The organism is Bacillus sp. D386 (assembly GCF_006346415.1).
In genome coordinates this window covers 917,211-944,129 of the sequence record NZ_VEMV01000001.1, presented here as the reverse complement: position 1 = coordinate 944,129, position 26,919 = coordinate 917,211, and the positions used below count along the sequence as shown (strand labels likewise).

The 26,919-nt window shown below is 36.7% G+C and carries 29 protein-coding genes; 17 read left to right on the top strand and 12 right to left on the bottom strand.

Annotation, left to right across the window (positions count from 1 at the left end):
- Positions 1-52: 52 nt before the first annotated feature.
- Positions 53-553, bottom strand: coding sequence for a universal stress protein (locus tag FHY45_RS04615; protein WP_066101960.1), 501 nt, complete (start codon positions 551-553; stop codon positions 53-55).
- A gap of 300 nt (positions 554-853) precedes the next feature.
- Here FHY45_RS04615 and FHY45_RS20440 point away from each other — a divergent pair, with 300 nt between their 5' ends.
- On the top strand, positions 854-1,018 hold the full coding sequence (locus tag FHY45_RS20440; protein ID WP_175354229.1) for a hypothetical protein: 165 nt from the start codon (positions 854-856) through the stop codon (positions 1,016-1,018).
- A gap of 111 nt (positions 1,019-1,129) precedes the next feature.
- Entirely contained in the window at positions 1,130-3,127 is a 1,998-nt protein-coding gene (locus FHY45_RS04610; protein ID WP_066101956.1) for a transglycosylase domain-containing protein, read from the top strand.
- A 100-nt stretch (positions 3,128-3,227) separates the two neighbouring features.
- Here FHY45_RS04610 and FHY45_RS04605 read toward each other — a convergent pair whose 3' ends face one another.
- Entirely contained in the window at positions 3,228-3,524 is a 297-nt protein-coding gene (locus FHY45_RS04605) for an HPr family phosphocarrier protein (RefSeq protein ID WP_066101953.1), read from the bottom strand.
- Positions 3,525-3,951: 427 nt separating this feature from the next.
- On the opposite strand from FHY45_RS04605, the gene fumC reads away from it, so the two are divergent.
- On the top strand, positions 3,952-5,340 hold the full coding sequence (gene fumC / locus FHY45_RS04600) for a class II fumarate hydratase (protein ID WP_139891508.1): 1,389 nt from the start codon (positions 3,952-3,954) through the stop codon (positions 5,338-5,340).
- A 67-nt stretch (positions 5,341-5,407) separates the two neighbouring features.
- Here the strand turns inward: fumC and FHY45_RS04595 are convergent, their stop codons facing one another.
- The 4 genes from FHY45_RS04595 to FHY45_RS04575 form a co-directional block, all read right to left on the bottom strand.
- A complete protein-coding gene (locus FHY45_RS04595) occupies positions 5,408-5,623 on the bottom strand; it encodes an alpha/beta-type small acid-soluble spore protein (protein ID WP_066101945.1) in 216 nt (71 codons plus the stop codon).
- Positions 5,624-6,274: 651 nt separating this feature from the next.
- The gene (locus FHY45_RS04585) at positions 6,275-7,375 is read right to left on the bottom strand and encodes an ABC transporter ATP-binding protein (protein ID WP_066101941.1); all 1,101 of its coding nucleotides are present in this window, start codon (positions 7,373-7,375) and stop codon (positions 6,275-6,277) included.
- Between the two features lie 135 nt (positions 7,376-7,510).
- Entirely contained in the window at positions 7,511-8,410 is a 900-nt protein-coding gene (locus FHY45_RS04580; RefSeq protein WP_066101938.1) for a PucR family transcriptional regulator, read from the bottom strand.
- Between the two features lie 31 nt (positions 8,411-8,441).
- On the bottom strand, positions 8,442-8,657 hold the full coding sequence (locus tag FHY45_RS04575; protein WP_066101936.1) for a YheE family protein: 216 nt from the start codon (positions 8,655-8,657) through the stop codon (positions 8,442-8,444).
- A 199-nt stretch (positions 8,658-8,856) separates the two neighbouring features.
- Between FHY45_RS04575 and FHY45_RS04570 the strand changes: the two genes are divergently transcribed.
- The 5 genes from FHY45_RS04570 to FHY45_RS04550 all read left to right on the top strand — a co-directional run bounded on the left by FHY45_RS04570 (position 8,857) and on the right by FHY45_RS04550 (position 14,600).
- Positions 8,857-9,993, top strand: coding sequence for a DUF445 domain-containing protein (locus FHY45_RS04570; protein ID WP_139891507.1), 1,137 nt, complete (start codon positions 8,857-8,859; stop codon positions 9,991-9,993).
- 93 nt (positions 9,994-10,086) lie between these two features.
- The gene (locus FHY45_RS04565; RefSeq protein ID WP_066101929.1) at positions 10,087-10,437 is read left to right on the top strand and encodes a YlbF/YmcA family competence regulator; all 351 of its coding nucleotides are present in this window, start codon (positions 10,087-10,089) and stop codon (positions 10,435-10,437) included.
- Positions 10,438-10,608: 171 nt separating this feature from the next.
- Positions 10,609-11,478: an HAD hydrolase family protein gene (locus FHY45_RS04560; protein WP_066101926.1), complete on the top strand. Its 870-nt coding sequence runs from the start codon at positions 10,609-10,611 to the stop codon at positions 11,476-11,478.
- A gap of 673 nt (positions 11,479-12,151) precedes the next feature.
- A complete protein-coding gene (locus FHY45_RS04555; RefSeq protein ID WP_139891506.1) occupies positions 12,152-13,654 on the top strand; it encodes a coproporphyrinogen III oxidase in 1,503 nt (500 codons plus the stop codon).
- 154 nt (positions 13,655-13,808) lie between these two features.
- On the top strand, positions 13,809-14,600 hold the full coding sequence (locus tag FHY45_RS04550) for an enoyl-CoA hydratase (RefSeq protein ID WP_139891505.1): 792 nt from the start codon (positions 13,809-13,811) through the stop codon (positions 14,598-14,600).
- A 46-nt stretch (positions 14,601-14,646) separates the two neighbouring features.
- Here FHY45_RS04550 and FHY45_RS04545 read toward each other — a convergent pair whose 3' ends face one another.
- Entirely contained in the window at positions 14,647-14,832 is a 186-nt protein-coding gene (locus tag FHY45_RS04545) for a YhzD family protein (RefSeq protein ID WP_139891504.1), read from the bottom strand.
- A gap of 152 nt (positions 14,833-14,984) precedes the next feature.
- Here FHY45_RS04545 and FHY45_RS04540 point away from each other — a divergent pair, with 152 nt between their 5' ends.
- The 6 genes from FHY45_RS04540 (at position 14,985) to FHY45_RS04515 (ending at position 22,836) form a co-directional block, all read left to right on the top strand.
- The gene (locus FHY45_RS04540; RefSeq protein WP_139891503.1) at positions 14,985-15,884 is read left to right on the top strand and encodes an ABC transporter ATP-binding protein; all 900 of its coding nucleotides are present in this window, start codon (positions 14,985-14,987) and stop codon (positions 15,882-15,884) included.
- Entirely contained in the window at positions 15,877-17,115 is a 1,239-nt protein-coding gene (locus FHY45_RS04535) for an ABC transporter permease (protein WP_139891502.1), read from the top strand. Before FHY45_RS04540 ends, FHY45_RS04535 begins: the two co-directional genes overlap by 8 nt.
- Positions 17,116-17,331: 216 nt before the next feature.
- Entirely contained in the window at positions 17,332-18,555 is a 1,224-nt protein-coding gene (locus FHY45_RS04530; protein ID WP_180349927.1) for a metallophosphoesterase family protein, read from the top strand.
- Between the two features lie 18 nt (positions 18,556-18,573).
- Positions 18,574-21,552, top strand: coding sequence for an ATP-binding protein (locus FHY45_RS04525; protein ID WP_139891500.1), 2,979 nt, complete (start codon positions 18,574-18,576; stop codon positions 21,550-21,552).
- 65 nt (positions 21,553-21,617) lie between these two features.
- The gene (gene yhaM, locus FHY45_RS04520; RefSeq protein WP_066101894.1) at positions 21,618-22,556 is read left to right on the top strand and encodes a 3'-5' exoribonuclease YhaM; all 939 of its coding nucleotides are present in this window, start codon (positions 21,618-21,620) and stop codon (positions 22,554-22,556) included.
- A 109-nt stretch (positions 22,557-22,665) separates the two neighbouring features.
- Positions 22,666-22,836, top strand: coding sequence for a sporulation YhaL family protein (locus tag FHY45_RS04515; RefSeq protein WP_066101891.1), 171 nt, complete (start codon positions 22,666-22,668; stop codon positions 22,834-22,836).
- 38 nt (positions 22,837-22,874) lie between these two features.
- Here FHY45_RS04515 and FHY45_RS04510 read toward each other — a convergent pair whose 3' ends face one another.
- On the bottom strand, positions 22,875-23,723 hold the full coding sequence (locus FHY45_RS04510) for a peptidylprolyl isomerase (protein ID WP_066101888.1): 849 nt from the start codon (positions 23,721-23,723) through the stop codon (positions 22,875-22,877).
- Positions 23,724-24,005: 282 nt separating this feature from the next.
- Between FHY45_RS04510 and FHY45_RS04505 the strand changes: the two genes are divergently transcribed.
- Positions 24,006-24,092, top strand: a complete 87-nt coding sequence (locus FHY45_RS04505) for a YjcZ family sporulation protein (RefSeq protein ID WP_066101885.1) — start codon at positions 24,006-24,008, stop codon at positions 24,090-24,092.
- A 34-nt stretch (positions 24,093-24,126) separates the two neighbouring features.
- Positions 24,127-24,213, top strand: coding sequence for a YjcZ family sporulation protein (locus tag FHY45_RS04500; protein ID WP_066101882.1), 87 nt, complete (start codon positions 24,127-24,129; stop codon positions 24,211-24,213).
- Between the two features lie 184 nt (positions 24,214-24,397).
- On the opposite strand, the gene FHY45_RS20790 is transcribed toward FHY45_RS04500, so the two are convergent.
- The 3 genes from FHY45_RS20790 to FHY45_RS04485 form a co-directional block, all read right to left on the bottom strand.
- Positions 24,398-24,586, bottom strand: a complete 189-nt coding sequence (locus FHY45_RS20790; RefSeq protein WP_066101879.1) for a hypothetical protein — start codon at positions 24,584-24,586, stop codon at positions 24,398-24,400.
- 209 nt (positions 24,587-24,795) lie between these two features.
- Positions 24,796-25,371 carry an HTH-type transcriptional regulator Hpr gene (locus tag FHY45_RS04490; RefSeq protein WP_066101876.1) on the bottom strand — a complete coding sequence of 192 codons (576 nt, stop codon included), beginning with the start codon at positions 25,369-25,371 and terminating at the stop codon, positions 24,796-24,798.
- 123 nt (positions 25,372-25,494) lie between these two features.
- Positions 25,495-25,860, bottom strand: a complete 366-nt coding sequence (locus tag FHY45_RS04485) for a YtxH domain-containing protein (protein WP_139891499.1) — start codon at positions 25,858-25,860, stop codon at positions 25,495-25,497.
- 216 nt (positions 25,861-26,076) lie between these two features.
- Here FHY45_RS04485 and yhzF point away from each other — a divergent pair, with 216 nt between their 5' ends.
- Positions 26,077-26,304, top strand: a complete 228-nt coding sequence (gene yhzF / locus FHY45_RS21290; protein WP_483861443.1) for a membrane protein YhzF — start codon at positions 26,077-26,079, stop codon at positions 26,302-26,304.
- Between the two features lie 60 nt (positions 26,305-26,364).
- On the opposite strand, the gene FHY45_RS04480 is transcribed toward yhzF, so the two are convergent.
- Positions 26,365-26,880, bottom strand: coding sequence for a tryptophan transporter (locus FHY45_RS04480; RefSeq protein WP_066101867.1), 516 nt, complete (start codon positions 26,878-26,880; stop codon positions 26,365-26,367).
- Between the last annotated feature and the right edge of the window lie 39 nt (positions 26,881-26,919).

Below are 26,919 nucleotides of genomic sequence, written 5' to 3'. Positions count from 1 at the left end.
TCCTTTTGCTCTCTATGAGGCAGGAGGCCTTATATAGTTAAGGAACAATTAATTATTTTGCCACTAACACAGGACATGAGGCATTTTTAATGATTTTTTCAGAGATATTGCCGAGAAACAATTTACGAAGACCGGTAGTGCTGCTATTGCCGACAATAATTAAATCGACTCCCTCTTTTTCAGCATATTGAAGAATCATATCATCAATTGTCCCTTCAAGTACTACAAAATGTGAATGGATAAGATTATTACCTTCCAAGCTGTTTACATAGCGTTCAATTTCCTCAAGTCGATTGTTATTCGCAGAGTTATTGTTTATTAAAGAATTAGTTTCTGGAACGATTGCCTGCCCCTGGCTGGAGTCTGCGTAAAATGTGCTATTGGTTGAGGCTACAAATGTATTCTCAGGAATTAATCCTTCATTATTTTCTTCATAAACATAAACTACTGATAATAAGGAGTTCTCTTTACTCTTACAAAAATTTAATCCCATTGATAAACCCAATTTAGCCGAATCTGAGCCGTCGAACGCCACCAATATATGGTTAAACATATAACTCAGTCCCTTCATTTTATTTGCACTCGTTATTATTTATCCTTTATTTGGCTTTTGGAAACATCAGGCAAGGGAACCTGTCAATCCAATATCCTATATAGTGACCTTATGCCTTAAAAGAGTAGGTATGTTATTTTTGTGATAATTCGGAAAATTAGTCTTAATTTGTTGTGAAATAGGGTCAAATCAAGATTACCTATTTAGAAGTTCGAAAAATAGATAAATATGCCAAAAGACCAATGGTCATACCAGCAAATATCTTGTATTCTTGTATTATAGAAAAAAGAGGTGATGAGGATGTTAGATGAAAAACAACCCCAGGATATTCACCCAATTATTAAAAAATGCTTAACTCACTTGGATGTTTTGGGAGCAGATGTAAAATTAAAGCAAATTGTTTATATGTATATGGAAACATTGCATAAAGAAATTGGAAACTCGAATAATGAGATTAACAAGTGAAAGATATAGGTAAACCTAAAACAACTGTCTATCAGTTGTTTTTTATTTTTTGTGTATAATATGTAACAATGGATAGAAATTTAGTTGATTTTTAGAGAGGATGAGAATTGGATGGGTTATAAGTTTTTAAAAATATTTGACCATTCTCGTTTAGTACACATTCTTCTGCTTGGTCTATCGTTCATAGCCCTTATCATAAGTTCATTCCTTTATCTGCTCTTAAATCAGGAAGTTGATTTGTCTCATCTGAAAACTGAGCTTATGCAGCCAACCATCATTTATGATATGGATGGAGAAGAGGCTAGTAAAATTTCAGCAAATAAGACAGAAGGGGTTTCAATTAATCAGATTCCAGAGCATGTGATTGATGCTGTTATATCAATAGAAGACCGACGTTTTTATGAACATAGTGGGATTGATTATATAGGGATTATTCGAGCAGCATATGAGAATTTCACTGCAGGAACTGTTGTTCAGGGTGGAAGTACTATCACGCAGCAACTAGCAAAAATAACACTTTTAACGCCTGAACAAACCTTGAAGAGAAAGCTGAAGGAGGTTTCGATAGCCAGCCAGATTGAACGTGAATACTCAAAAGATGAAATCATGGAGATGTATTTAAATCAAATTTATTTTGGGCATGGCGCTTGGGGAATTCAAAATGCCAGCAAAGTATATTTTGGAAAAGAAATCGAAAAGGTCAATCTATCTGAGGCAGCTTTGTTAGCTGGTTTAATACATGCTCCCTCTGTTCTGGATCCTTATAAAAACTTTGAGGCGGCAAAAAAAAGGCAAGAAGTAGTGTTGGTTCAGATGGAAAATAGTGGGTTTATTACGAGTGAAGAGAGGGAATCAGCAGCTGAAGAAGAAATAAGTTTCACAGAGTTAAGCGATCCCTTAAAAGGAATGTTTCCCTACTATGTTGACCAGGTGATTATGGAAGCTGACAAAACATATGGAATAAAGCAGGACGAGTTGTTAACAGGTGGATATAAAATATACACAGAACTAGATCAAGGTATGCAGGAAGATATGGAAGAAGTATATAAACAAGATGATTTGTTTGCAAAAGGTTCAAATGCAGATGAATTAGTACAAAGCAGTGCCGTTTTGCTTGATCCAAAGACTGGCGGTGTCAGAGCCCTTATTGGGGGAAGGGGAGAGCATGTTTTTCTTGGATATAACAGAGCGACACAATTAAAAGCCCAGCCAGGTTCAGTGATGAAGCCGCTCGCAGTTTATACACCTGCCCTTGAAAAAGGATATAAACCTACAGATTTGATTAAAGATACGGAGATGGAATTTGCAGGAGGTTATTCACCGAAGAATTATAATGATCAGTATGAAGGAGAAGTTCCGATGTTCGAGGCTGTGTATAAATCGAAAAATATCCCTGCAGTCTGGCTTTTGAATGAAATAGGCATACAAGCTGGAATGGATTATGCAGAGAAATTTGGCATTAAACTTGGAAAGAATGACCGAACACTGGGTCTTGCTTTAGGTGGGCTAAACGAGGGAGTATCTCCACTGCAGATGGCTTCAGCCTATTCTGTATTTGCAAATGGAGGTGTACGTCAGGAAGCACACCTTATCCGGAAGATTGTAGATGCGAGCGGCAAAGAAGTTGCTGTCTTTAAAGGGAAAAAAATTAAAGTAACGACCAAGGAAGTAGCAAAAAATATGACTGCCATGCTAAAGGGTGTGGTTGATTATGAAGGTGGAACTGGAACAAATGCAAAGGTTGAAAATAGAGATATCGCTGGAAAAACAGGTTCAACTCAGGTAGATAATGTGTCTAGACAGGACGCGGTAAAGGACCAATGGTTTGTCGGTTATTCTCCCAACCTCGTTGGTGCCGTGTGGATGGGCTATGATAAAACAACAGCCAATCAGTATCTTTACAAAGATAAAATAAGCGGTGCAAATATTGTTTTTCAGGAAATCATGACAAAAGCCTTACAAAATGTCGAAAATCAAACATTTGATGTTCCAACAATAGATGATATGGAAAAGGAAGTAGAAAAGAACCGTTTTAAAAACTATTGGATTGAGCAAAAGGAAAAGATTCAGAAAAACTTTGATGAATGGATCAATCGCTGGAAAAATTAATTAAAAAATAAGTTGCCTTCCATATTCAATAGGAATGAAAAAAGCCCATTTGAAATCGTAAATTTTACGGTCTCAAATGGGCTTTTCTACTATGCTGTAATTAAGACATAGAGGGTGTTAACTCAGTATTTTCTGTCAGACATATTGTTTCGATTTGCTCAATTGCCCCTTGAGCATTTTCGCCTTTAACAAGGACTTTAACATGTGCATCCGTACCTAATGTTAGGAAAAAAGCTGTTAAAGAAGAAATATCCTTTACGTTAATTTCTTGTGTATTCCTTACCAATTTGATTGTTCCATTAAAGTTTTTCGCATATTGTGCTATACACATTAATTGTGGAAGTGTTATTTGTTTTTGAATGGAAAGTTCAGAAGAACCGATTTCATATTTTTGCATTTTGTCTCACCTTTTCCTCTGTTATTGAGCTAATTTATATACTATTTACCCTGTGTTAAATTAATTAAACAAAATATAGATAACGTGGGAAATTAATGATGGATTGGAATCAACATGAGTGATAGTCATAGAATTGTAAAATATTTTCATTTTTTAACCGGTCAGCCCAGAGTTAAATGTGCTATTTTTATCATTATAAGGATATGAGGAGGTAGGGAAAATGATTGATTATACTGTAACGCTTGCTATAGCTAGTATCATGACTTTAGGCTTTTTTATCGGGCACATGCTTTGGGATACGTAAACCTAATATCTCCTAAAAGCTAACAGTCAAGGGGGCTAGATTTAAGCGCTATCATTTGACCATCTGCTATAATAGAGAGTATGTTCTTAATAGTAAGATAATACTTTATAGGGGATGATGAAGGTGGAATATCGGATTGAAAAAGATACGATGGGAGAAGTGCGTGTTCCAGCTGATAGCTATTGGGGGGCTCAAACAGAGCGTAGCCGCAACAATTTTAAAATTGGACAAGAATTAATGCCAATTGAGATTGTATATGCCTTTGCCCACCTAAAAAAAGCAGCTGCTTATTCCAATTTTGATTTAGGTAATTTATCGGAAGAAAAAAAGAATGCGATATCATACGTATGTGATGAGATTATCGCAGGAAATTTAAATAGTCAATTTCCTCTAAAAGTTTGGCAAACTGGAAGTGGAACCCAAAGCAATATGAATGTGAATGAAGTAGTAGCACGTAAAGGGAATGAATGGCTGGAGAATAATGGGTTTGAAGCAACGCTGCACCCTAATGATGATGTAAACATGTCTCAAAGCTCCAATGATACATACCCAACGGCTTTACATATTGCAGCTTATGAAACTATACATAAAAATGTTTTGCCTGAAATTATTGCTTTTAGGAAAGTACTTCAAGAAAAAGAGCAGGAGTTTATGGGAATTGTTAAAATTGGACGTACTCACCTGCAGGATGCTACACCATTAACACTTGGCCAGGAAATAAGCGGATGGAGATTCAGTTTTGAACGTTCAGAACAGATGATTAGGGAAAGTGCCGAGAAGCTGCTTAGCCTTGCGATAGGAGGTACTGCTGTTGGTACAGGAATTAATGCCCATCTCGAATTTGGGGATAAAACAGCGGGATATATATCTGAACAAACCGGTTATAACTTCATTTCTTCACCAAACAAATTTCATGCATTGACCAGCCATGATGAGATTGTTTATGCGCATGGTGCATTAAAAGCTTTGGCTATGGATGCGATGAAGGTGGCCAATGATATACGCTGGTTGGCAAGCGGCCCTCGCAGTGGTATTGGGGAGATTACCATTCCTGCAAATGAACCTGGGAGTTCGATTATGCCTGGTAAAGTAAATCCGACGCAAAGTGAAGCTTTAACAATGGTAGCTGTTCAAGTATTGGGAAATGATACATCCATTGGATTTGCTGCAAGCCAGGGGAATTTCGAATTAAATGTATTTAAACCCGTGATTGCTTATAATTTCCTGCAATCTTCCAGATTATTGTCAGATTCGCTTAAATCCTTCAGGGTTAATTGCCTGGTTGGACTTGAGGCTAATATTGAAAGCATTCAAAAAAATGTAGAGTCCTCCCTTATGCTCGTAACGGCACTAAACCCGCATATAGGCTATGAGAAAGCAGCTGAAATTGCTAAGCTTGCCTTTAAAGATAACAGTACGTTAAAAGAAACAGCCTTGAAATTGGGTTATTTAACTGAGGAAGAATTTGATCAATGGGTAAATCCAAAAGATATGGTCAAACAAAAATCCTAAAAACATTCGTAACCCCCTTCCGAATTGTTCGGAAGGGGGTTTTAGCCATTTTATATGAAATTTTTAATTAAGATTGAGATCTGCCGCTGATTTGTTGTTCACCCATACGAACAAGTCTTTTTGTGATTTCCCCTCCAACAGATCCGTTTGCGCGAGCTGTTGTTTCAGCACCAAGTTGTACTCCAAACTCAGTAGATATTTCGTATTTCATTTGATTGATTGCTTCTGCTGCACCTGGAGCAACCAATTGATTAGAGTTATTGTTTGAGCTGTTTTGAGCCATGATGTTAATCTCCTTTAAAAAAATGATTTATTTGGCTGGGTCAGTCGGATTTGAACCGACATACAGGAGATTATCGTATGAAATCTCCTAAGCCCTAAACGGCTTGACCCATTGATGTGAGTGCGTCTTTCTACTAGCTAGTATGGAAGGTCACACTTTAATTTATACATAGATATAAAAAGGTAAAAGCTGGAGTTGATAATATTCGTAAGGGTGTACAAGCAGGAAAATATTATCTGGATTCCATGAACATAAAAAATCTCATGGGTGAAACGCTAAGGAAAAGAAAAGGTTTGGAGAGGATAATATGGAATGTCCTTTATGTAATGGTCTAACTTCTATAGAATACTTATGTAAAAATTGTGATATAAATATGGAGGACTTTGGGAAGGTAATGGATTACTATGACGACTATAGTGCATACCTGGAAACCAATATACAAAAACAAACGGACGGAGATCCTCAATCTGTAAGACAAAATATATGCAAACATCTTTTATCCTGCAGTCAATGTGGAAACGACGAGGTAGTATCTATTCACGAAATGTATATTTGAGAATAATTATAATTCCTGAAAACTGAATTAAAGCCATATCAGGAAACAAAAAAGCCAAAATCCCGAGAGATTTGGCTTTGAGTTTTTATAATTAATTATGGGCGAATTCTTAACTCAGTGTCTTTATCAAAGAAGTGTGCTTTGTTGATATCTAATCCTAATTTAATGGTATCCATTGGACTGATATCAGAACGGGAATCGATACGTGCTACGATGGATTGACCTTCAATTTGAGTATAAAGCATCGTTTCAGCACCCATTAATTCTGCCACTTCAATTATGCAGCTGACTGTAGTTTCTGGGGATGCATCCATGAATATAGGTTCATCATGGATATCCTCAGGACGAATGCCAAGGACAACGTCTTTACCTATATAGTCTTGTTTACGCAAATAGCTTAATTTACCTTCAGGTACGGCGATGCGAGTGCTGCCGGTTACAAAATATCCATCTTCTAATTTACCATTAATAAAGTTCATGGCAGGAGATCCGATAAATCCACCTACAAAGATGTTTTCTGGATTTTCATAAACGTCTTTCGGTGCACCGACTTGTTGGATGAAGCCGTCTTTCATAACTACCAGACGAGTAGCCATTGTCATTGCTTCTGTTTGGTCATGTGTTACATAAATTGTAGTTGTATTTAATCTTTGATGAAGCTTAGCGATTTCAGCACGCATTTGTACGCGCAATTTAGCATCCAGGTTAGACAAAGGCTCATCCATAAGGAAAACTTTTGCGTCACGAACGATAGCACGGCCCAATGCAACACGCTGACGTTGACCGCCGGAAAGAGCTTTTGGTTTACGATTTAAATATTCCTCGAGACCAAGAATACGTGCTGCATCTTTAACGCGGCGATCGATTTCAGCTTTATCAAATTTACGAAGCTTTAGTCCAAAAGCCATATTATCATATACACTCATATGAGGATATAATGCATAGTTTTGGAAAACCATTGCAATATCACGGTCTTTTGGAGGTACATCATTCACGCGTTTATCATCAATATAGAAGTCACCTTTAGAGATTTCTTCTAATCCGGCGATCATACGTAAGGTTGTGGATTTACCACATCCAGATGGACCTACGAAAACGATAAACTCTTTATCTTTTATGTGTAAATTAAAATCGGTTACTGCAGTTACCTTATTATCATAAACTTTATAAATATTTTCTAATTTTAACTGAGCCATCTTTAAATGTCCTCCTTGATAACTATGTAATAATGAAACCCTTTTCACAAATAATTTTACTAGTCTAATAGTTAAAAATATATGTTCAATTTGCACAAATATAATGATTATGAAATGGGCTGGTTGCACTTATAGTTAATTTGTATTCTCCAGTAACCGGATAGCTAAATAGGCACATAAGCTGTCTTCGAATTTTCGAACATCGAGATTGGTAATTTCATAAAATTTATCAAGACGATATTTCAGACTGTTACGGTGAAGAAAAAGCTGTTTTGCAGCAACAGTAGCATTGGCATTAGCTTTAATGTAAATCATAATAGTTTGGAGTAGATCTTTTTCATTTTCTAAAGTGCCGAGTAGATTTTTAGCTAGAGTTATACATAAAGTTTGATTTTTACCTAGTAATAAAAGATCCAAAAAAGCTGAAGAAAAAGTAATGACTTTATCTTTTGAGTTATACAGACGTATGGTTTTAAAGCAAGTATCTTCTGAAGAAAAATACGTTATGATTTCATTCGAAAGCGGATAATTATTTCCTATAAATAAACGGAAATGTGCGTATAAATCGCTTTCAAGGGTATGAATGACAGCATTAAAATCTTGATTTGTGAGCAAAGTGGATTTGGTGTTTTCTATAATGACTCCGCTAGATGGGTCCTTCCAGCAAATGACCGGGTCATGAAAAAAGCCATTTATAGCATCGGAGAAGTCTGTAATATTAATATCATTGTTTGGAAGATTATAATGAATAAAGCGGTATGACCCATCTTCAATTTTCGGCAATGGTGCAGAATCCTGTTGGTATAATAATTTGTGCCAATGCATTTGCTGTGCAGATCTATTAAGTTCTTCAGTATGAAGCAAAAAGGGTTCTAAAAAAATATTTAATAGAGCCAATTGATCAGATGATACAGACCTTTTTGGAATACCGATATATTGATTCGCATTTTCTATGTACCAATAATAGGATTGATCCTCCAACGGATATGAAACACGGATTGCGTTGGGAAAGAGTATAAGTAAGTCAGTGTTCATGAGTAATCCTCCAAATATTTTGTATCATAGTCTATTGATTATCATATACATGATAAAGCATCAATTCATGTACTCTGGATTCTAATTCTGCTTTAGCATAGTCAGATGGCTGTGTTTCAATCCAAGTAATAGAACCATCTTTATGGTAAACTCCTTTATACCGTTTTTTTTCAAAGTAGAAGGAAAACTTCCAACCAGGTATTTTTTCTGTTTCATATAATGATTTCCATTCAAAATGATTAATCAATAGATTGCACCTCAAATCTAAATTTAATAGCAATAATCATAATTATACACTTTAAATAAGCATTTATATCCAATTACAACCTCGTATAAGGAAAGCTAGCATCAAAATCTTTGAAAAATGGACACCGATGGTTGCAATTTAATAGTAGAAAAGACTAAACTATTTCTTACAAACAGGAAGTTTTAAAAAGGAGTTACTTATGGGTACATTTATAACGATTATCACAGTGGTTGTAGTAGGGGCTTTAATAGGCGGTATTACAAACGCCTTGGCCATAAAAATGCTATTCCACCCCTACGAGGCTATTTATATCTTTGGTAAACGCTTGCCATTTACGCCTGGGTTAATACCGAAAAGACGAGACGAATTGGCTGAGCAGATGGGGAAGATGGTTGTAGAACACTTAATCACTCCAGAGAGTATTAAAAATAAACTGCTTACTGGTACTGTCAAAGTGGAAGCTAAGAGAATTGGAGAAAATATATTAGATAAAACAATTTTTTCTGAGATCTCTATAGAAAAGGCGCTTGAAAAAGCTGGGTTGGCTGACATTCCGGATTTAATCGTAAGAAAAATTGAATCGCATTCAACAAATTGGTTAGAGGATTGGTATTTGCAGCATAAAAATAAACCTATAGCAACCTTTATACCAGCAAGTGTTGAGGAGAAAATAGAGAACAAAATACCGGATGTATCTCATTATATCTTGGATAAGGGAATCGCTTTTTTTGCCAGCAATCAAGGTAAGGAAAGACTTCAAAAAATGGCAGATGATTTCATGAGGGAACGGGGAAAACTCGGTGGAATTATGCAGATGCTATTAGGAAATGTAAATCTTGGCGAGAAACTTCAGCCGGAGATTATTAAATTTCTCTCAAATCCTGGGACTAGGGATACGCTGACACAACTCCTGCATAGTGAGTGGCATAAAATAAAACATAAGCAGATTTCAGACGTGGAGGAATTCTATTCATTGGATGAAATGAGAAGTTTACTCCATAAAGGAATTATAACCGGCTATAAAAAAGTGGATTTATCTAATCTGACACTTAATCAGATAACTGGTGAATGGAATGAGACCATCAAGGGAAGATTGCTGCCAAATGTTATTGAAGAGGTTGCAGCGATTTTAATTGAAAAAGTACCAAGCATAATGGAAAAATTGAAACTAAAGGAAATTGTCCGTGATCAGGTTGCTTCTTTTCCGGTGGCTCGTCTGGAAGAAATGGTACTGTCTATCACAAAAAGTGAATTGAAAATGATTACGTATTTAGGAGCCCTATTAGGAGGCTTGATTGGAGTTTTCCAGGGAATCTTTATGATTTTGATGAATTAAAACCATTCCAGTAAACATACAATGGATGTATAATGCTTTCGATAATGGTATAGTAAGAGAGACTTCAGTGTAATAGAAAACAGGAGGTATATGATGTCAGTTAATTTATATGATTTAGCGTATACAGTAGAAAAAGGAATACGTGAAAGTGCAGAATACCAAGAACTAAAGAATCAATACAATGCGATAATGGCTGATGAGCAAGCAAGAACGATGTTTAACAATTTCAGAGATATTCAGCTAAATCTTCAGCAAAAACAAATGATGGGTCAGGAAATTACTGAAGAAGAAGTAATGCAGGCTCAAAAAACTGTTGCGCTTGTGCAACAACATGAAGCGATTTCTAAATTAATGGATGCTGAACAAAAAATGAGCGTCATCCTTACAGATCTCAATCGTATTATCACAAAACCATTGGAAGACTTGTACGGAACACAATCCTAAGCATATATGGAACCGATTAGTGTCGAAGCTTCTCTGCCAGTTAGATTTATTTAATTGGTGAAGGGAAGTTCAGGGCGCTAAATCGGTTCTTTTTTCTTTATAACTGTTCTATTTCTGCCAAAATCCTCATACAGAATGTATATGGGCATCATGAAAGGTGGATTGGACATCATGGTATATAAACTGTTAATGATTAATATGGATGGTGCACTATTATCTTCAAAAGGAAAACTCCACACTCATACAAGAGAATCAATTGAATACGTTGCTAAAAAGGGAGTAGAAGTAGCTCTGATGACCTCTGAAAATTATGACTATACACAAAGAACCGGAAAAGCTCTTAGATGTAATCCGCATATTATTGCGCATCAGGGTGGCTTTATTTTGGAGAATCTTCATAATCCTATTTTTGTTAAGCGAATACCTGAGAACACTACCCTCGATATCATTCGTTTTTTAGAAAAATTAAGCGGGCACATCCGTTTAATTCATGAGGATATGACAATCGGAAATAGAATGGATCTTCCAACACCGCTCTTTGCAAGAATCAAATGGACGCCGGGAGAGACCAATATATATGCCCAGCAATTTGTAGATTCTCTAGATGAGTATTTACGCACCCATCCGATGTCTCCATTGCAAATTGATATATATATAGATAAGAAACAGGACAGAATAGATGCAAAGTCTGGTCTTGAAGCGATGTTTGAAAACGTAATGATCCAGGAGAGTCATCCGAATAAACTTGTGATTTTACCAGAACAAGTCACAAAAGAGAAGGCTTTTAACTACTTATTAAAAAACAGGGGTATAGCAGCAAATGAAGTGGTCTTAATTGGCAGTGATCAAGATGAATCGGAGCTGGTAAGAAATGTGGGACTTGGTGTAGCTGTGGCAAATGCTGATGCAGCGGTAAAGCGCTCAGCCAAATGGATTACCCGCAGTAATGATGAACTGGGTGTGGCCTATCTCATTAAAGAGGTATTCAGAAGACAGCATCCAATTGGCTTCTTAAAAAAGATGAATATCAAAACTGACTAAATAGGTGTTGAAGGTGTTTTTTACCACCTACCAAAAGGATGGCTCCTCTGGGGTTATCCTTTTTTATTGGGCTTCGGTAATAAATATTGTCGGTTTAGGGTTTCGTTATGATGATAAAGGTGCTATGGAGGGCTGAAACAGTTTTCTTGGCAATTAAATTAATTTTGTGTACTTAATTCTTGGCAAGAGATGTAGGATATTCAGCCCAACGAGGATGAATCCAGCCGAATTGAGCATAGATTCAGCTTAACTTCGTAATAATCCGGCCGATTCAGCTGAAAATCCAGCCAAACTCCGTAATAATCCAACCGATTCAAACAATAATCCAGCCAAACGCCTAAATGGGGCCATTCCTTTACTCTTTTGATGGAATCCAGCTTCGGCTTCTAGGAACTCAAGTCATCAGTAAATACTCAGCGGAGGCCTGCAGGATTTAGTTCACAATGATCTTTCTACGCGATGTGGTGCTTCTTAGTCTTTGCTCAATAGGACCCTTCCTCTCAGTACTCTTCTTATGCTTGTCGCTCCTAGGCAGTCTCCTAAGCTTTTTTATTGGCTGAATAGCTTCATTCCCAAATAGTCATGATAAGGAAGAGATGGTTTATTTGTGATTGACCGCTGTCTTGATGTTCAGTAAACTGATATGGATTGAATTTTTGAAAAGGGGATAGGCATGCGTATTTTAATAAATGGCATTGAGGATGAAAGGCTGTATCGGCCCTTATCTTTAATTGCGGACTTATTTTTTGAAGAGGCAACACTGCTTAATAGCGATGAATCACCATCGGATTTATCAATTACATTAAAACAAGAAATGATTAATCATACATTATATACAAAAGCGATACTAGAGGATTCTACATCTAATAAAGTACATGAATCCACATTTGAAAGAGATGTCTTGAATCAGGCGGATGAAAAGGCTCTTTTTAAGCAAAAAAAGCATTCCTATTCTTATGTTTTTTTAAAGGTTTTGGAACAACATACAGGAATGATTCAGAAGTGGGGATTGTTGACAGGTGTTCGTCCCACAAAATTGTGGCATCAATATGTGAAAAAGAATATAGATGCATCTGTTGCCAAGAGAGAGTTGAGCGCCTCCTACTCCATTACAGACGAGAAATTAAATTTACTGGAGGAAATTGCTGACCGTCAATTAGAAGTCATTCCAGATTTATATGATTTGAAAAGGGAAGTGAGCATTTATATAGGAATTCCTTTCTGCCCTACTAAATGCGCCTATTGTACATTCCCCGCTTATGCAATTAATGGACGTCAGGGAAATGTAACATCATTTCTGGGTGGACTGCATTATGAAATGCGAGAAATCGGTAAATGGCTGAAGGACAATCATATAAAAATTACTACTATTTACTTTGGCGGCGGTACACCTACGAGTATATCAGCTGAAGAAATGGACATTCTTTACGAGGAACTATATGAATCATTCCCTGATATTAAAAATGTACGGGAAATTACGGTGGAAGCAGGTCGGCCGGATACGATTACACCGGAAAAATTGAAGGTCTTAAAAAAATGGAATATTGATCGAATCAGTATTAATCCACAGTCCTATACACAGGAAACATTGAAGGCGATTGGGCGACATCACACGGTAGAGGAAACAATTGAAAAATATAAACTGGCTAAAGAGGCCGGTATGAATAATGTGAATATGGATTTAATTATAGGGCTTCCGGGTGAAGGTGTCCCTGAATTAAAGAATAGTTTACACGAAACAGAAAAATTGATGCCGGAATCATTGACTGTTCATACGTTATCCTTTAAACGGGCTTCTGAGATGACGAGAAATAAAATGCGCTATAAGGTTGCGGATCGTACGGAAGTAGAACAAATGATGAATGAAGCTGAAAAGTGGACTGCAGCCCATGGATACCATCCATACTATTTATACAGGCAAAAGAATATACTGGGTAACCTGGAGAATGTCGGATATTCATTACCTGGAATGGAGAGCTTGTATAATATCCTGATTATGGAGGAGCAGCAAACGATCATAGGACTTGGATGTGGGGCAGCAAGTAAATTCATTGATCCTGATACTGGAAAAATCACGCACTTTGCCAACCCAAAAGATCCAAAATCCTATAATGATAGTTATGAGCATTATACAACTAAAAAAATTGATTACTTAAAAGAATTATTTTTGCGCTGAAATTAACAAACCGAGTTCTTGTTTGGATGAAGAACTCGGTTATTTTTTCTTCTAATATACAAATAATTCTAATAAATTACACCTTTTTTGTGTTAAAACGCTTACATAAACCTTTATAATAAATATATATCAAATTTGAAAGGGGATTTTGCCAGTGAAACCTGCCTCTATTATCAAGAGCGTGCTTGTGGAAAAGGAAGGCACTGTAGCTACCGTGTCATTAAACCGTCCTGAAGTATTAAATGCTCTTAATAAAGAGATGCTTGTTGAATTAAACAAGGAATTAAAAGCATTGAGTCTTGATGAGGAAATTACAATTATTATTCTTAAAGGAAATGGCAACGGATTTTGCTCAGGCGGCGATATAAAATCGATGTTTAATTTAGGCAGTGAAAAAGATTTTTATGGAATAATGGATTGTATTAACGAACTAGCCATGGCCATGTATACGATGCCAAAATTAACAATTGCAGCAGTTCACGGGGCAGCAGCGGGACTTGGATTCAGCCTTGCCTTGGCCACTGACTGCATTATTGCAGAGCAGGAGAGTAAATTAGCCATGAATTTCATTGGGATCGGCTTGATTCCTGATGGCGGAGGGCACTTCTTTCTAGAACGAAGACTGGGAGAATTGAAAGCTCAGGAAGTAATCTGGGAAGGTAAAGTGATGAGCGCTGAGCAGGCATCAGAAATTGGATTGGTTGATCTGGTAACAACGAATAGCCTTGAGGATGAGGTTCAGAAAAAGGTAAAAGAATGGCAGGCAAAACCAATTTTGTCTATGATCCGGACGAAGAAAATTCTTGCTGAAACAAATCGTCCTAAGCTATTGAAGATGCTTGAATTGGAGAAATACTCGCAATATGTAATGAGACAAACAGAGGATCATGAAGAAGGTATCAAGGCGTTTGTTGAGAAAAGGAAGCCTAATTTTAAAGGGAAATAAAAAGGTTTGTATGATTCCGTTATAAACGGATCATACAAACCTTTTCTTATCTATGGAATAATAGTAGCTTGCCAAGCGGTGAGGTGAACCGATGTGTCTTTTCTTCGTATTCTTTTTCAGCTAAAAGCTTTTGTCCAAGTTCTTTTGCGCTTTCATCATTCTCTGCCTGAATCGATTCTTCTAAAATCTTTTCACCATCTGCTTCAAACACGGTTAATTTATAGATTTTCATCTTTATTCCTCCTAAATTCAGCTGATCAGCAGTTGATATTATTTTCGCATAAGAAGACAAAATTTGTAAAGTTTAGAATTACCTTTCAATTCTCTGGGCGGATAGATTAGAATATATATAGACATAAAAATTGATAAAAGGGGGAAATGCTTTTGACTTTACTGGTAAATAACGTAGTAAAACAATTTGGAGAATTTACAGCAGTAAATCATCTTTCACTTGATGTGGGAGAGGGAACGATGTTTGGTATGCTCGGGGCAAACGGGGCTGGTAAGACTACTACTTTCAGAATGATTCTTGGTTTATTGGACCCTACAGAAGGGAGCATTAGTTGGAAGGGAAGGAAAATTGACTATTCCACAAGCTCGACGATAGGTTATCTTCCTGAAGAGCGAGGGTTGTATCCAAAGATTAAAACGGGTGAACAATTAATTTATCTGGCTCGTTTGCGAGGGATGAACAAATTGGATGCAATGCAAGAAGCAAAAGTCTGGTTGGATCGCTTTAATGTCCCGGAATATTTCGATAAAAGAGTTGGTGACCTTTCTAAAGGAAATCAACAAAAAATACAATTTATTGCCTCTGTTATACATAAGCCAGAATTGTTAATTTTGGATGAACCATTTAGCGGTTTGGACCCTGTAAATGTTGAATTATTAAAAAAAGCGGTTCATGATTTAAGAAAAAACGGAACAACTATCGTCTTTTCCAGCCACCGTATGGAACACGTAGAGGAATTATGTGAACAGCTCTGCATACTTAAGCAAGGAGAGGCAGTCGTTAATGGTTCACTAAAGGATATCAAGCGTTCCTATGGCAAAAAGAATGTATCTATACATGCTGATTTTGATCTTAAATTCCTGACTGATTATCCTGGTGTGACAAAAGCAGTAGAAGTAACGGAAGGAATTCATTTGCAAATTGCGGATGAGAAGAATGCCGAATTAATCTTACAGGATACAGTTAAGCGTGGTTTCATACGTAAATTTGAATTGGAAGAACCATCCTTGAAGGATATCTTTATTGAAAAGGTTGGTGCTCAATATGAATAAGTTTTGGATTATGACATTTCAGACGTATATATCAAAGGTTAAAAGTAAGTCATTTGTCATTTCGACTGCAGTTATTTTATTAATGGTTCTCGCTTTTACGAACTTGGATCGAATTATCGGTTTGTTTGATGAAGGTGATACAACAATTGGAGTTGTGGAAAATTCAGGCAATTTCTATGCCGCACTGGAAAAGCAGCTTGATAGTAGTGGGAGCGAATTAAGCCTGAAAGCATATAAATCTGAAACTGAAGTAAAGAAAGCTGAAGAAGAGGGAGAATTGGAAGGATATTTATTGCTTGAAGAGCAAGACGGTATTCCAATAGGTGTCTATAAGGCCCAATCCATCGCCAATTCAAATGAAAGTACAGAAATTCAAAATGCTTTGCAGCAAATACAAACAAGTATTCTAACAAAGCAGGTTAACATAACAGATGAGCAGCTGGCAGCTATCTATAAGCCAGTTTCCTTTGAAGTCGTCCCATTAAATAATCAGGCTAAATCAGAGGAAGAGCTTAATCAGGCCCGCGGCCTAGTCTATGTGATGATCTTTGTCATTTATTTCTCTGTTATTGTGTATGCCGGTATGATTGCCAACGAAGTGGCCATTGAAAAATCATCACGTGTGATGGAGATCTTAATTTCAAGTGTGTCACCAATTCAGCAAATGTTCGCGAAAATCACTGGAATTGCTCTGCTGACATTGACACAGCTTGCCATATTTGTGCTGGTTGGATATTTATCATTTAAAAGCAGCAGTGGGATGGGAGAAATTTTCGAGGCTTTTGGCTTTGACAATATGAAAGCGAAGACGATTGTTTATGCGGTTATATTTACCTTCTTAGGCTATTTATTATATGCAACAATGGCAGCGTTTCTTGGTTCCTTAGTAAGTAAGATTGAAGACTTGCAACAAATGATCATGCCAATGACCATGCTGGTTATCCTGGCTTTCATGCTTGCCATGACCGGGCTTGGCAATCCGGAAGCAACCTTTATAAAGGTGTCATCCTATATTCCGTTCTTCACGCCTATGCTAATGTTTATGCGTATAGGAATGCTTGAAATATCCAATATCGAAATTGCGATAAGCATTGGTATTCTGCTTGTGACGATTGGACTATTAGCCTATTTTGGAGCTAAAGTCTATAAAGGCGGAGTTTTAATGTATGGAAATTCAAGTTCTTTTAAAGATATTAAAAAAGCACTTGATTTAACAAACAGCAATAAGTAAACAAGGACTCACTTCCAAATGGGAAGTGAGTTTTTTATGGTTCTTAGCAGTAAATTTAGTTTGCCTAAATAAAGGAATCCTTTGCAATCCCCTTGCTCATTACGGGGAGGTCATATTTATCTAATTGTATTTGTATATGAGATAATTAAATTTACGTTTTTTTTGATTAAAAGAACAATCGTTTGTAGTAAAATGGCATGGAAGGAGTGTGGTACAGTGCGAGGCGTAAAATTTATACATGCAGCTGATCTGCATTTGGGCAGCGTTTTTTCAGGATTTCAGCATATGCATAGTGCCATTTATGACAAAATAAAAAACAGCGGATATTCAGCATTAACAAGGCTTGTGGATACGGCAATTCAGGAAAGAATCGATTTTGTTATTTTTGCTGGAGATATTTATGATAATGAAGAACGAAACTTGAAGGCACAATTGAAATTTAAGGCTGAAATGGAAAGATTGGAAAACTATTCGATTCCTGTCTATTTAATTCATGGAAATCATGATTACATGAATGGGAATTACTTTGATATAAGCTTACCAGCGAATGTTCATCTGTATGGACGCGAAGTAGAAGTTAAACAATTTATTAAAGAAAATGATGCAACTACCGTAAATCTTTATGGATTCAGTTATGATAAGCGCCATATACATGATCGGGTTATTCAGGAGTATAAAAAGGCAGACGATGCTGATTATCATATTGGTATATTACACGGTAATTTAGATGGAGAGAGTGCTCATGGAAACTATGCTCCTTTTACCAGAAGTGAGCTGCTTAGTAAGCAATTTGATTACTGGGCTCTCGGGCATATCCATAAACGAATGGAAATTCTGCAGGAACCACCAGCCATTTATCCAGGCTGCTTGCAGGGGAGAAATAAAAAAGAGACAGGTGAAAAAGGCTTCTATCTAGTCTCCATGTCAGGGTCAGATACTTCTTTAGAATTTGTACCTGTATCGACAGTTGAATGGAAAACGGAAACCATTCAGGCAGATCATATTTCATCTGTAAACGAACTTATTGCTGAACTGGATAAAATAAAAGAGGGTGCGTATGAGCCGGATAAGTCTATTCTGCTGAATATCATGATCGATGCATCTGATTGCAAAATGAATCCTGAATGGCTGTTTGTGGATATGGATCATTTACTTGAAGGTCTACAGGATGAGGAGATGGATGAGATTTCTGTATGGATTCATTCCTGTACACTGATTCCACCCCGCTATGCAAGCGGAGGCGGAGAGCTGTCTGATACATTTATAGATGAACTTTTGAGGACAACTGTCAATATGAATTCTGAACAGTATCTGAAATACGGGGAAGCTCTCTTTACTCATTCTGCGGCAAGGAAATATATAGAGCCATGGGAGGAAAACGAGTGGCAGCAAATCTTGGACGAGGCAACGCTTGAATTAGTAAAGCGCCTGAATCGTTAAAAATGAGGAGAAAATGCTTTGATTATAAAGAAAATACATATATATGGATTTGGTAAATTTGTAGACTACAAACAAGAATTAACATCAGATATAAATGTATTCTACGGAGAAAATGAGGCTGGTAAATCAACGATTTTTTCCTTTATCCATGCCATGTTATTTGGATTCCCTGCTAAGAACCAAACAACAGCCTCCTACGAACCGTCGGGGAGCGGCCGGTATGGTGGAAAACTGGTCATTGAGCTCCCTGAAATAGGTGAAATAACGATTGAAAGAGTTAAAGGGCACCAGGGTACAGAATGTGGAGTTTATAACAGGTTTGGGAGAATAGGGGGGGAGGAGAAAATAAAAGAATGGTTGAAGGGAGTCGACCGAAACTTCTATGAATCTATATACTCCTTTAATCTAGACGGCTTGCAGGATATCTATCGTCTGGAAGAAGATCAATTGGGCAAATATCTCTTTTTTGCTGGCATGAGTGGCAGTGAAAGGCTTTGGGAGATGGAAGCAGGCTTGCAAAAGCAAATGGACAGTCTATTTAAGCCAGGTGGAAAGAAGCCTATTCTGAATCAAAAGCTGGCTGAATTAAAGCAAAGCTCCCAGGCAATTCAAAAAGCAAGGGAGAAAGAGAAAAGCTATAATACCTTTTTGAGCGAAGAAAGGGAACTAAGTAAAGAAATTTCGCTCACTCAAGAACAAATAGAGCGAATAAAAACGAACTTAATTCATTTAAAGGACTGGAAGAGACTGTTGCCATCCATTCAGGAGCTTGCTTCCATTGAAGTGCGCCTGTCAGAATTAGAAGAATCTCCTTTTCCGGTAAATGGGATGGGGCGCATGGGAAAGATAGAGGCTGAAAGGTCGGCAAAGGAAACATTTCTGCAAACTCAGTTAAATAAATTGAAAGTACTCCAAAATGAAAAGGATTCCCTCCAAGTCAATGAACAGTGGCTGGCAAGTGGGGAGAGGGTACGTCAAGCCGAGCTTTATAGTGATAAATTGATCATCCTACTCGAAGAAATTAGGACTCAATCGATCGAATTAAAGCATATAGAGGATAAAATCATTAAGCTTCAGGGAGAATTACATACACAATTTGATCCTGTTATGGTTGAAAGTTTTGATACAAGTATCTTTCGGAAAGAAGAAATTAAACAGATAGAATTAGAGAAGCATACACTTGCCAAGAAGAAGATGGAGCTTGATGCTCAGCTTGAAAAAGAACGAGTCAAATTGGAACAAATCGAGCAAATCACTGAAATTTATGAGAGAAAATTGCTGCCTGAAAATGAAAGAGAAAGGCTTAAAAGAATAGTAGAGCAGTATGAACATGCTGACAAGGCAGCACAGGAAGAGAAGTCAGCCAAGGAAGTCATCCAGCGATTAAAGCAACGAAGGAATCAAGCGTTGGAATCAGAGAAAAAGGGTAAGAAAAAACAGAAAGTTATTCTGGGCTCGGTCTTACTGGCTTCCATTTTGGCGGTTCTTTTATTAATCTTAGGCGGACAGCTTGGCGTTGCATTGATTGTGGCGGTTGTTGGTATCGTACTCGTTATATATATAAATTCGATGAATGGCAATCAATTGCAATCTGAGGAATTAGCGAAAGAAATTAACTACTATGAGGAAATTGTAAAAAAATCATCTTCGATTTCAATTGATGAACAAAGCTACAGAATGCAAAAAAGTATGCTTGAAGAGGATACGGCAAATCGAGAAAAATACAAGCTGGAATCACTGCGCAAAGAGCAACAGGAAGCAATATTTGACAGTTTAATTGATTCCTTTGAAGAATGGGAAAAAGAGTTGGCGCTTTGTAAACATAAATTGATTACGCTCGGAAATGAATGGTCATTGCCTAATGAGGTGTCATGTACGATGCTTTCAGATGCTTTTGAGCGAATTGAACAAATTAAAAACCTTATGTTGGAGAAGAGCAAACTCATTTCATTGCTTGCTTATACAGAGGAGAAAAAGGATGAGTATATCCGCTATATAGGGAAGCTTTCAGAGGAATTTGGTGTTACGGGCACTCAAAGTATCGAGCAAATAAACTACTCTATTGTTCAGAAGTACAAAGAGAATGAATTGGTCAATAGGCAAAAAAATAATATGCTCGAAAAAATACAGGAGCTCGAGGAAGAAATTATACCTTTAAAGGACTTGTGCAGACAGCTAAATCAAGAAAAGCAGCAATTGCTTCAGGAAGCAGATTGTCATGAAGTGGAAGGGTTCTATCAGCGCGGTAGAGATGCCGAAGAAAGAAGTCAGCTCAGCATAGCAAAGAGACAATTGATTGGGCAGCTGGGACGTTATGCAAATCTCGATCAGTACCATTCTGTTACAGACTTGGTTTTAAAGGATAGAATTGAGGAACAAGAGGCTGAGCAGTCTTCCTATGAATCAACATTAAATCGGTTACGAAAAAGACTTGCAGAGGTAAAGTACGAGATAAATAGGCTTGAGGAGGATGGAACAGTAGAGGCGTTGCTTCATAACCATCAGCTTTTAAAACAGGAATTTCAAGTGTTGGCTAAGAAGTGGACAACGCTCAGCCTCATGAAGGGGACTCTGGCTGAGTCTATAACGACGTATAAAGAAGAAAAACTGCCTGCAATTATTGAACAAGCTAATGGGTATCTACGTAACCTTACGAATGGAAGATATGAAAAAATCCTATTCTCAGAAAATGGTGAGGGACTCTCTTTATTGGACCATAGGGGATTAGAGGTTCATTCGAAAAATTTGAGCAGAGGGACGGCAGAACTTACTTATGTATCTATAAGGCTTGCTTTAGCGGGTACGATTGATGGAAGAAAAGAATGGCCGCTGATCATGGATGATACGTTTGTCAATTTTGATGATAAGCGAACGGAAAGAATGATTTCTCTATTAAAGCATATTAGTAAAGAGGGGAATCAGGTTCTCTTTTTTACCTGCCATGATCATATTGCTGCGATGTTTAATGGGCAGAATATCATCCAATTAACAAGATGATTTTTAATATTAATTTGCCTTCGCATGATATAATAAATATTGGAATGGACCGGGGAGGGATATACATGAAGGGAATTGCCCATCATGAAGTTGGAGATACGATAGATCTTCATCTATTCATAAAGAATGCTATAAAAGGAACAGCAAGTAATGGAAAACCTTTTTTATCTTTAATTTTCCAGGATAAAAGCGGAGAAATAGAAGCAAAGCTTTGGGATGTAAAACCTGAGGATGAACAGCTGTATATGCCGGAAGCAATCGTACGGGTAACAGGAGATATACAAAATTATAAAGGTAAGCTTCAGCTTCGGATTCGATCAATTCGCCTAAAGTACGATAATGAGACGGTTAATATTGCTGATTTATTGCCGACTGCTCCTCTTGGAAAAAATGAAATGTCTGAAACGATTACAAAATATATATTCGAGATGACGAATCCTAATATACAGCGGATTACTAGACATTTGGTTAAAAAATATTTTAATGAGTTTTTGGAATATCCTGCTGCCACGAAAAATCACCATGAATTTTTCTCTGGTCTGGCATATCATGTTGTATCGATGTTAAACTTAGCAAAATCAATTGCTGAGCTATACCCATCATTAAATAAAGATTTATTATATGCGGGAGTCATCCTTCATGATCTCGGAAAAGTGAAGGAACTATCAGGACCAATTGCGACTACTTACACAGTGGAGGGCAACTTGCTTGGCCATATTTCCATTATGGTGAATGAAATCGGTAAAGCTGCTGATGAATTAAATATTCAGGGGGAAGAAGTTCTTATTCTTCAGCATATCGTTTTAAGCCATCATGGAAAAGCGGAATGGGGAAGTCCGAAACCGCCATTGGTTAAAGAGGCAGAGGTTCTGCATTATATTGATAATTTGGATGCGAAAATGAATATGATGGATCGTGCGCTTGATCGGGTAAAACCGGGAGAATTTACAGAGCGAATCTTCCCTCTCGATAATCGCAGCCTTTATAAACCGAATATCAAATAGATTATCGATTTTAAAAATATGCTTTCCTTTAAGTGGAAAGCATATTTTTTTTTTAAAAGCATATAGTTTTAAAAAGGATGCTTAATCCTTAAGGAGGGGGAGGACAAGCTTGTCAATTTTTATTGGAGTAATCATAGCTGGTATCTTCTTTAGTGCCTTTATGACCATAAAATCAATCAGGGAAGAGCAAAAAGTTGATGAATCGTGGATTGAACAGGAGGGGAATGTTTATATAGAAAGAATGGAAGAAGAAAAAAGAAAAAGAGCAATGGCACAATAAAAACTCGACCAAACCGGTCGAGTTTTCTGTTTCACCTATTAGAATGCATCTTTTAAATCTTTATCTTTTACTTCAACATCAGCATCATCAATCACTTTTTGAATAGCTTCTTGAGCTTTTGCGGAATCTAGCTTGGTCATTTTAACGTTTCTAGTTACTTCATCTTTGGATTCTTCAAAAGAAGGATTGTCATTTTCTTTCTTCTCTGTTACTTGAATGATATGGAATCCATGCTCAGTTTGTACAGGATCAGAAATTTTGTTGACTTCAAGGCCGTATGCAGCATCTTCAAATGCAGTTACCATTTGTCCAACCCCAAACCAACCAAGGTCTCCACCTTTATCTTTATTGGCTGTATCTGTTGAATATTCTTTTGCCAAATCCTCGAATTTTTCACCTTTATCAAGCTTAGCCTTTACTTCTTTCGCTGTTTCCTCATCTGCTACAAGAATATGGCGAGCTTTTAAGTCGATTTTATATTTGTTATTATAGTAATCCTTAAGTTCTTTATCTGTTACTTTGATTGTATCAAGAGCGGCTTTTTCCTGTAAAAGATTGAATTTCACAGATTCTTTAAAAGCTTCTTCATCTTTAAAGCCAGACTGTGCCAAAGCTGCTTCAAAATTTTCGCCAAGATTTTCTTTGGCTTCTTCAACCTGTTTATTCACTTCTTTATCTGTTACTTTATATTTATCAGAGAGAACTTTTTTATATACGAGTTCTTTTACTGCTTGATCCCCGTATTGATCTTTTAGTTGTTGATAAAGCTCCTCTTTAGTAACATTTCCTGCTTTCGTTTCTACCACTGCTTCATCAGATTCATTATTGCAGGCTGCAAGACTGACAAGTAAAGCTGCTGATGCCAACGTAATTAACCATTTCTTCATCCATTACACTCCTTTTAGCGTGTTGCCAAGTAAAAGTATTTCATAACAAGCCTAACTATAACACAAAAATTCTGTTAAAAAAAGGATAAGCACAAATGTTATTTGATAATTATAATAATTGGAACAATCTTACTTAAATTCTAATCAGCGTTTTCATGGAATCTCATGTGTTTTTAAGTCTGTTTAGGGTCTTCATTAAAAATCATTTATTTAAGCAAAAGGCCCATTCCTTTTTGTGGAAATTGAATATGATACGGTAGCAGCTCAAAAGGAGGTGTGATCATGAGTCAAGGATTTGGTGGAGGATTTGCTTTCATCGTAGTTCTGTTTATTCTACTCGTGATTGTTGGTGCGTCATATGTGTACTAACTAAGTAAGTATGTAACTGAAGGGAGGATACAACATGTCTGGTGGATACGGCGGAGGTTTCGCTTTATTAGTAGTTTTATTTATCTTGTTGGTTATCATTGGAGCATCTTGGATTAACTAATTCAAGATTTGCAAAAGAGTGCTGCACGAACGTGGTCATGAGTACCAATTGGGCGTATGCAAGCTGAAATCATGTATATTCTCAGGCAACTATGGAGAAGAATTCAGACATTTGCAAAATCCTCTAAAAGGTCACTTATGATCTATAGGTTGAACGAAAGACGAGTGTGAGTAACACTCGTCTTTTATATGGTGTAGAATATTTCAATATAAGTAGAGATTAACAGGATGGTAATAAGGATATTGATTGTTCGAAAAAATTTGGCCTGTTTAGCTTCTGGCAATTCCTTTTTAGTACAGAAGCTGTCTGATAATTTATTGATATAATACAAAATAAAAAGTGCAAATAATGAAAACCAAATGAGAGGTATCATCCTGTTATCCTCCTTGACGCTAGTATCTCTCTAACATTATCAAAAAAGTATCAATTCTGTAAAGAATATGAATCGTTAGAACATTAATTACTCAGGAAATTAAGAGGGGGAAGAAAACGAGGGATATATAAAACATTGTGATTAAATACACAAGCCCATTCAAGATAAAAGCGGAGGTATGATAGATTAGTGTCCGCTTTTATCTATTATTATTGAATGGGCTCTTTTTGATTTTCAATTTTTTCGAGAATTCCATTTTCGTCTGTGAATTCATTCTCAAGATTTGCAAATGATTTTTCGAATATATTCATAAAGTCGTCACCATAGATATTTTTAACAATCGCCATCATTTCCATCATATCAGGGAATTTTCCGTATAAGTCTTTTAAGGGTTGAGCACCTAAATAGACGGAGTTCTTGGATGAATCGAATACGCTTACGATTTCAAGCAATAGTTCGTTCCCTTCATCTGTAAGCTCAATATAGGTGTTACGTTTGTCATTTTCCTTTTTTGAAAATCTGAGAAGACCACGTTCTTCCAGCTTTTTTGAAAAGTTAAAGGCTGTAGATACATGCATAACACCGAACTTGGCCACATCAGATATGGATGCTCCCTTAAGATGATAAGCAATCCATAGAATATGATGTTCATTGATATTTAAATTATAGGGTTTAATCCACTGCTGCCAGTCTTTTTCAATTGCTTTCCAGAGAGCTTTGCTAAGCTGAGCAACCCGCTGGGTAAATAGCATGGCTTCTTTGATGGAATTTAAATTTTCAGTCATAATACGCTCACCTACTTTTCTCAATTTATCTTACTGATTTATTATCCTTATAAAATATTAAATAACAAAAATGGTAATTTGCCAAATTTTTAGTTTTTTTACCGAGATTTTCTTGGCGCTGAGTTATTTTGTAGTGAGCGGAGATATAGCTGTTTCAAGCTCCTGGATGGCTGTTTCAACATCATTAATTTGGACTTGAATAGCACTTGTGTGTGCCTGGCTGTCTTGTTTCCATTCTTCCAATGCTTCTTTTACACCTTTTACGAACACTTGAATCTGTGTCTTGCTGACCGCGGTTGCAGATACGGATTCGTTCTTTAACTGGACGATACTTCTTTTTACATCCTGAAGAAGGTCCATAGTCTCATCTTTCGATTGTTTAAGCTTCAATCTGAGCTCTTGTCCGGATGAAGGAGTGCTTAACAATACTGAGACTCCAGCTACTGTAAACCCGGAAATAAAACCAATTAATAATGATTTTCCTTTCATTGCTATTCACCTCAATTTTATCTTTCCATAACAGATTTCTACATAAAGTTAAAATACCCTTTAAAATTATTCCTTATATTTAACAATTCCTTTTTTTATATTATTTTAAACGTAAAAAGCTATTTTCGGAAACTATTTTTGGAAAAAAATTCATTTGTTTTTAGGTTATACCTTATTTTTCATCCAGTATTATGTTATTTCATATAAATATTGAATGTGCATACAATTAGATATGTAGATGAAAAGGAGGAGGAGGAAGTGTCATTATTTTTACTCATATTAATTCTCTTCAGTGGGTTTATAAGTATATTGTTTTACTCAATCATTTCTCTGGGAAAAGGAGGCGTATATCCAGCTAGACGTGTACTAAAGAAGAGGATTCATATGAGTGGAATATGGGCTTCAGTTCTTCTTTTGGTATTAATCTTAATATGGAAGTTGTAGATAGTAGAGGAACGTAAAAAGAGGATGTTAACCTTTTATGGTTTGCATCCTCTTGTTCTATTAGTTAACTGCTATATTCGAGCGTTTTAAAATGCCGCTGGCAATGGGGTGTATAAGGGCCATTACGACAGTATTAACAACTGTTGCAGGTAAGACTACGCCAGCTGCCAAAGCTAGAAATGGTCCAGGTAATCCAACGATCAGATAGGCCGATCCAAGAAATAGCATGCCGGATACCAGTGTACCTATAAAAGTCAGTACAAGTGAAAAGGCAAAGGTTTTGCCTAACTTTTGAACGATACTAAAAATAGCATATATAAGTAAAGCAGTGAAAAATTTATCAATCAGATTTGGAATTAATCCTCCAGGGAAAGTAGTGGTCAATCCGGATATGACCCCGGTTACGCTGCCTAACAGTACCGTGCTTTTCAAATCAGGGAATAAAAATATCCCTAGGAACATCATAATCAGCATAAGGTCTGGCTTCATCCCAAACACAATTCCCGGCATGACAGTGTGCAATACAGTACCAATTCCAACTAGCAGTGATAAAGTCACCAAATTCTTCGTATTCACTTCTCATCTCTCCTATTCTAAGCTTATCTCATTTTCTTC

What these genes read in the sequence shown, in the direction of transcription:
- FHY45_RS04615 (WP_066101960.1), bottom strand. Translation starts at nt 553, where the DNA reads ATGTTTAACCATATATTGGTGGCGTTCGACGGCTCAGATTCGGCTAAA.
- FHY45_RS20440 (WP_175354229.1), top strand. Translation starts at nt 854, where the DNA reads ATGTTAGATGAAAAACAACCCCAGGATATTCACCCAATTATTAAAAAA.
- FHY45_RS04610 (WP_066101956.1), top strand. Translation starts at nt 1,130, where the DNA reads ATGGGTTATAAGTTTTTAAAAATATTTGACCATTCTCGTTTAGTACAC.
- FHY45_RS04605 (WP_066101953.1), bottom strand. Translation starts at nt 3,524, where the DNA reads ATGCAAAAATATGAAATCGGTTCTTCTGAACTTTCCATTCAAAAACAA.
- FHY45_RS04595 (WP_066101945.1), bottom strand. Translation starts at nt 5,623, where the DNA reads ATGGCTCAAAACAGCTCAAACAATAACTCTAATCAATTGGTTGCTCCA.
- FHY45_RS04585 (WP_066101941.1), bottom strand. Translation starts at nt 7,375, where the DNA reads ATGGCTCAGTTAAAATTAGAAAATATTTATAAAGTTTATGATAATAAG.
- FHY45_RS04580 (WP_066101938.1), bottom strand. Translation starts at nt 8,410, where the DNA reads ATGAACACTGACTTACTTATACTCTTTCCCAACGCAATCCGTGTTTCA.
- FHY45_RS04570 (WP_139891507.1), top strand. Translation starts at nt 8,857, where the DNA reads ATGGGTACATTTATAACGATTATCACAGTGGTTGTAGTAGGGGCTTTA.
- FHY45_RS04565 (WP_066101929.1), top strand. Translation starts at nt 10,087, where the DNA reads ATGTCAGTTAATTTATATGATTTAGCGTATACAGTAGAAAAAGGAATA.
- FHY45_RS04560 (WP_066101926.1), top strand. Translation starts at nt 10,609, where the DNA reads ATGGTATATAAACTGTTAATGATTAATATGGATGGTGCACTATTATCT.
- FHY45_RS04555 (WP_139891506.1), top strand. Translation starts at nt 12,152, where the DNA reads ATGCGTATTTTAATAAATGGCATTGAGGATGAAAGGCTGTATCGGCCC.
- FHY45_RS04545 (WP_139891504.1), bottom strand. Translation starts at nt 14,832, where the DNA reads ATGAAAATCTATAAATTAACCGTGTTTGAAGCAGATGGTGAAAAGATT.
- FHY45_RS04535 (WP_139891502.1), top strand. Translation starts at nt 15,877, where the DNA reads ATGAATAAGTTTTGGATTATGACATTTCAGACGTATATATCAAAGGTT.
- yhaM (WP_066101894.1), top strand. Translation starts at nt 21,618, where the DNA reads ATGAAGGGAATTGCCCATCATGAAGTTGGAGATACGATAGATCTTCAT.
- FHY45_RS04510 (WP_066101888.1), bottom strand. Translation starts at nt 23,723, where the DNA reads ATGAAGAAATGGTTAATTACGTTGGCATCAGCAGCTTTACTTGTCAGT.
- FHY45_RS04505 (WP_066101885.1), top strand. Translation starts at nt 24,006, where the DNA reads ATGAGTCAAGGATTTGGTGGAGGATTTGCTTTCATCGTAGTTCTGTTT.
- FHY45_RS04500 (WP_066101882.1), top strand. Translation starts at nt 24,127, where the DNA reads ATGTCTGGTGGATACGGCGGAGGTTTCGCTTTATTAGTAGTTTTATTT.
- FHY45_RS20790 (WP_066101879.1), bottom strand. Translation starts at nt 24,586, where the DNA reads ATGATACCTCTCATTTGGTTTTCATTATTTGCACTTTTTATTTTGTAT.
- FHY45_RS04490 (WP_066101876.1), bottom strand. Translation starts at nt 25,371, where the DNA reads ATGACTGAAAATTTAAATTCCATCAAAGAAGCCATGCTATTTACCCAG.
- FHY45_RS04485 (WP_139891499.1), bottom strand. Translation starts at nt 25,860, where the DNA reads ATGAAAGGAAAATCATTATTAATTGGTTTTATTTCCGGGTTTACAGTA.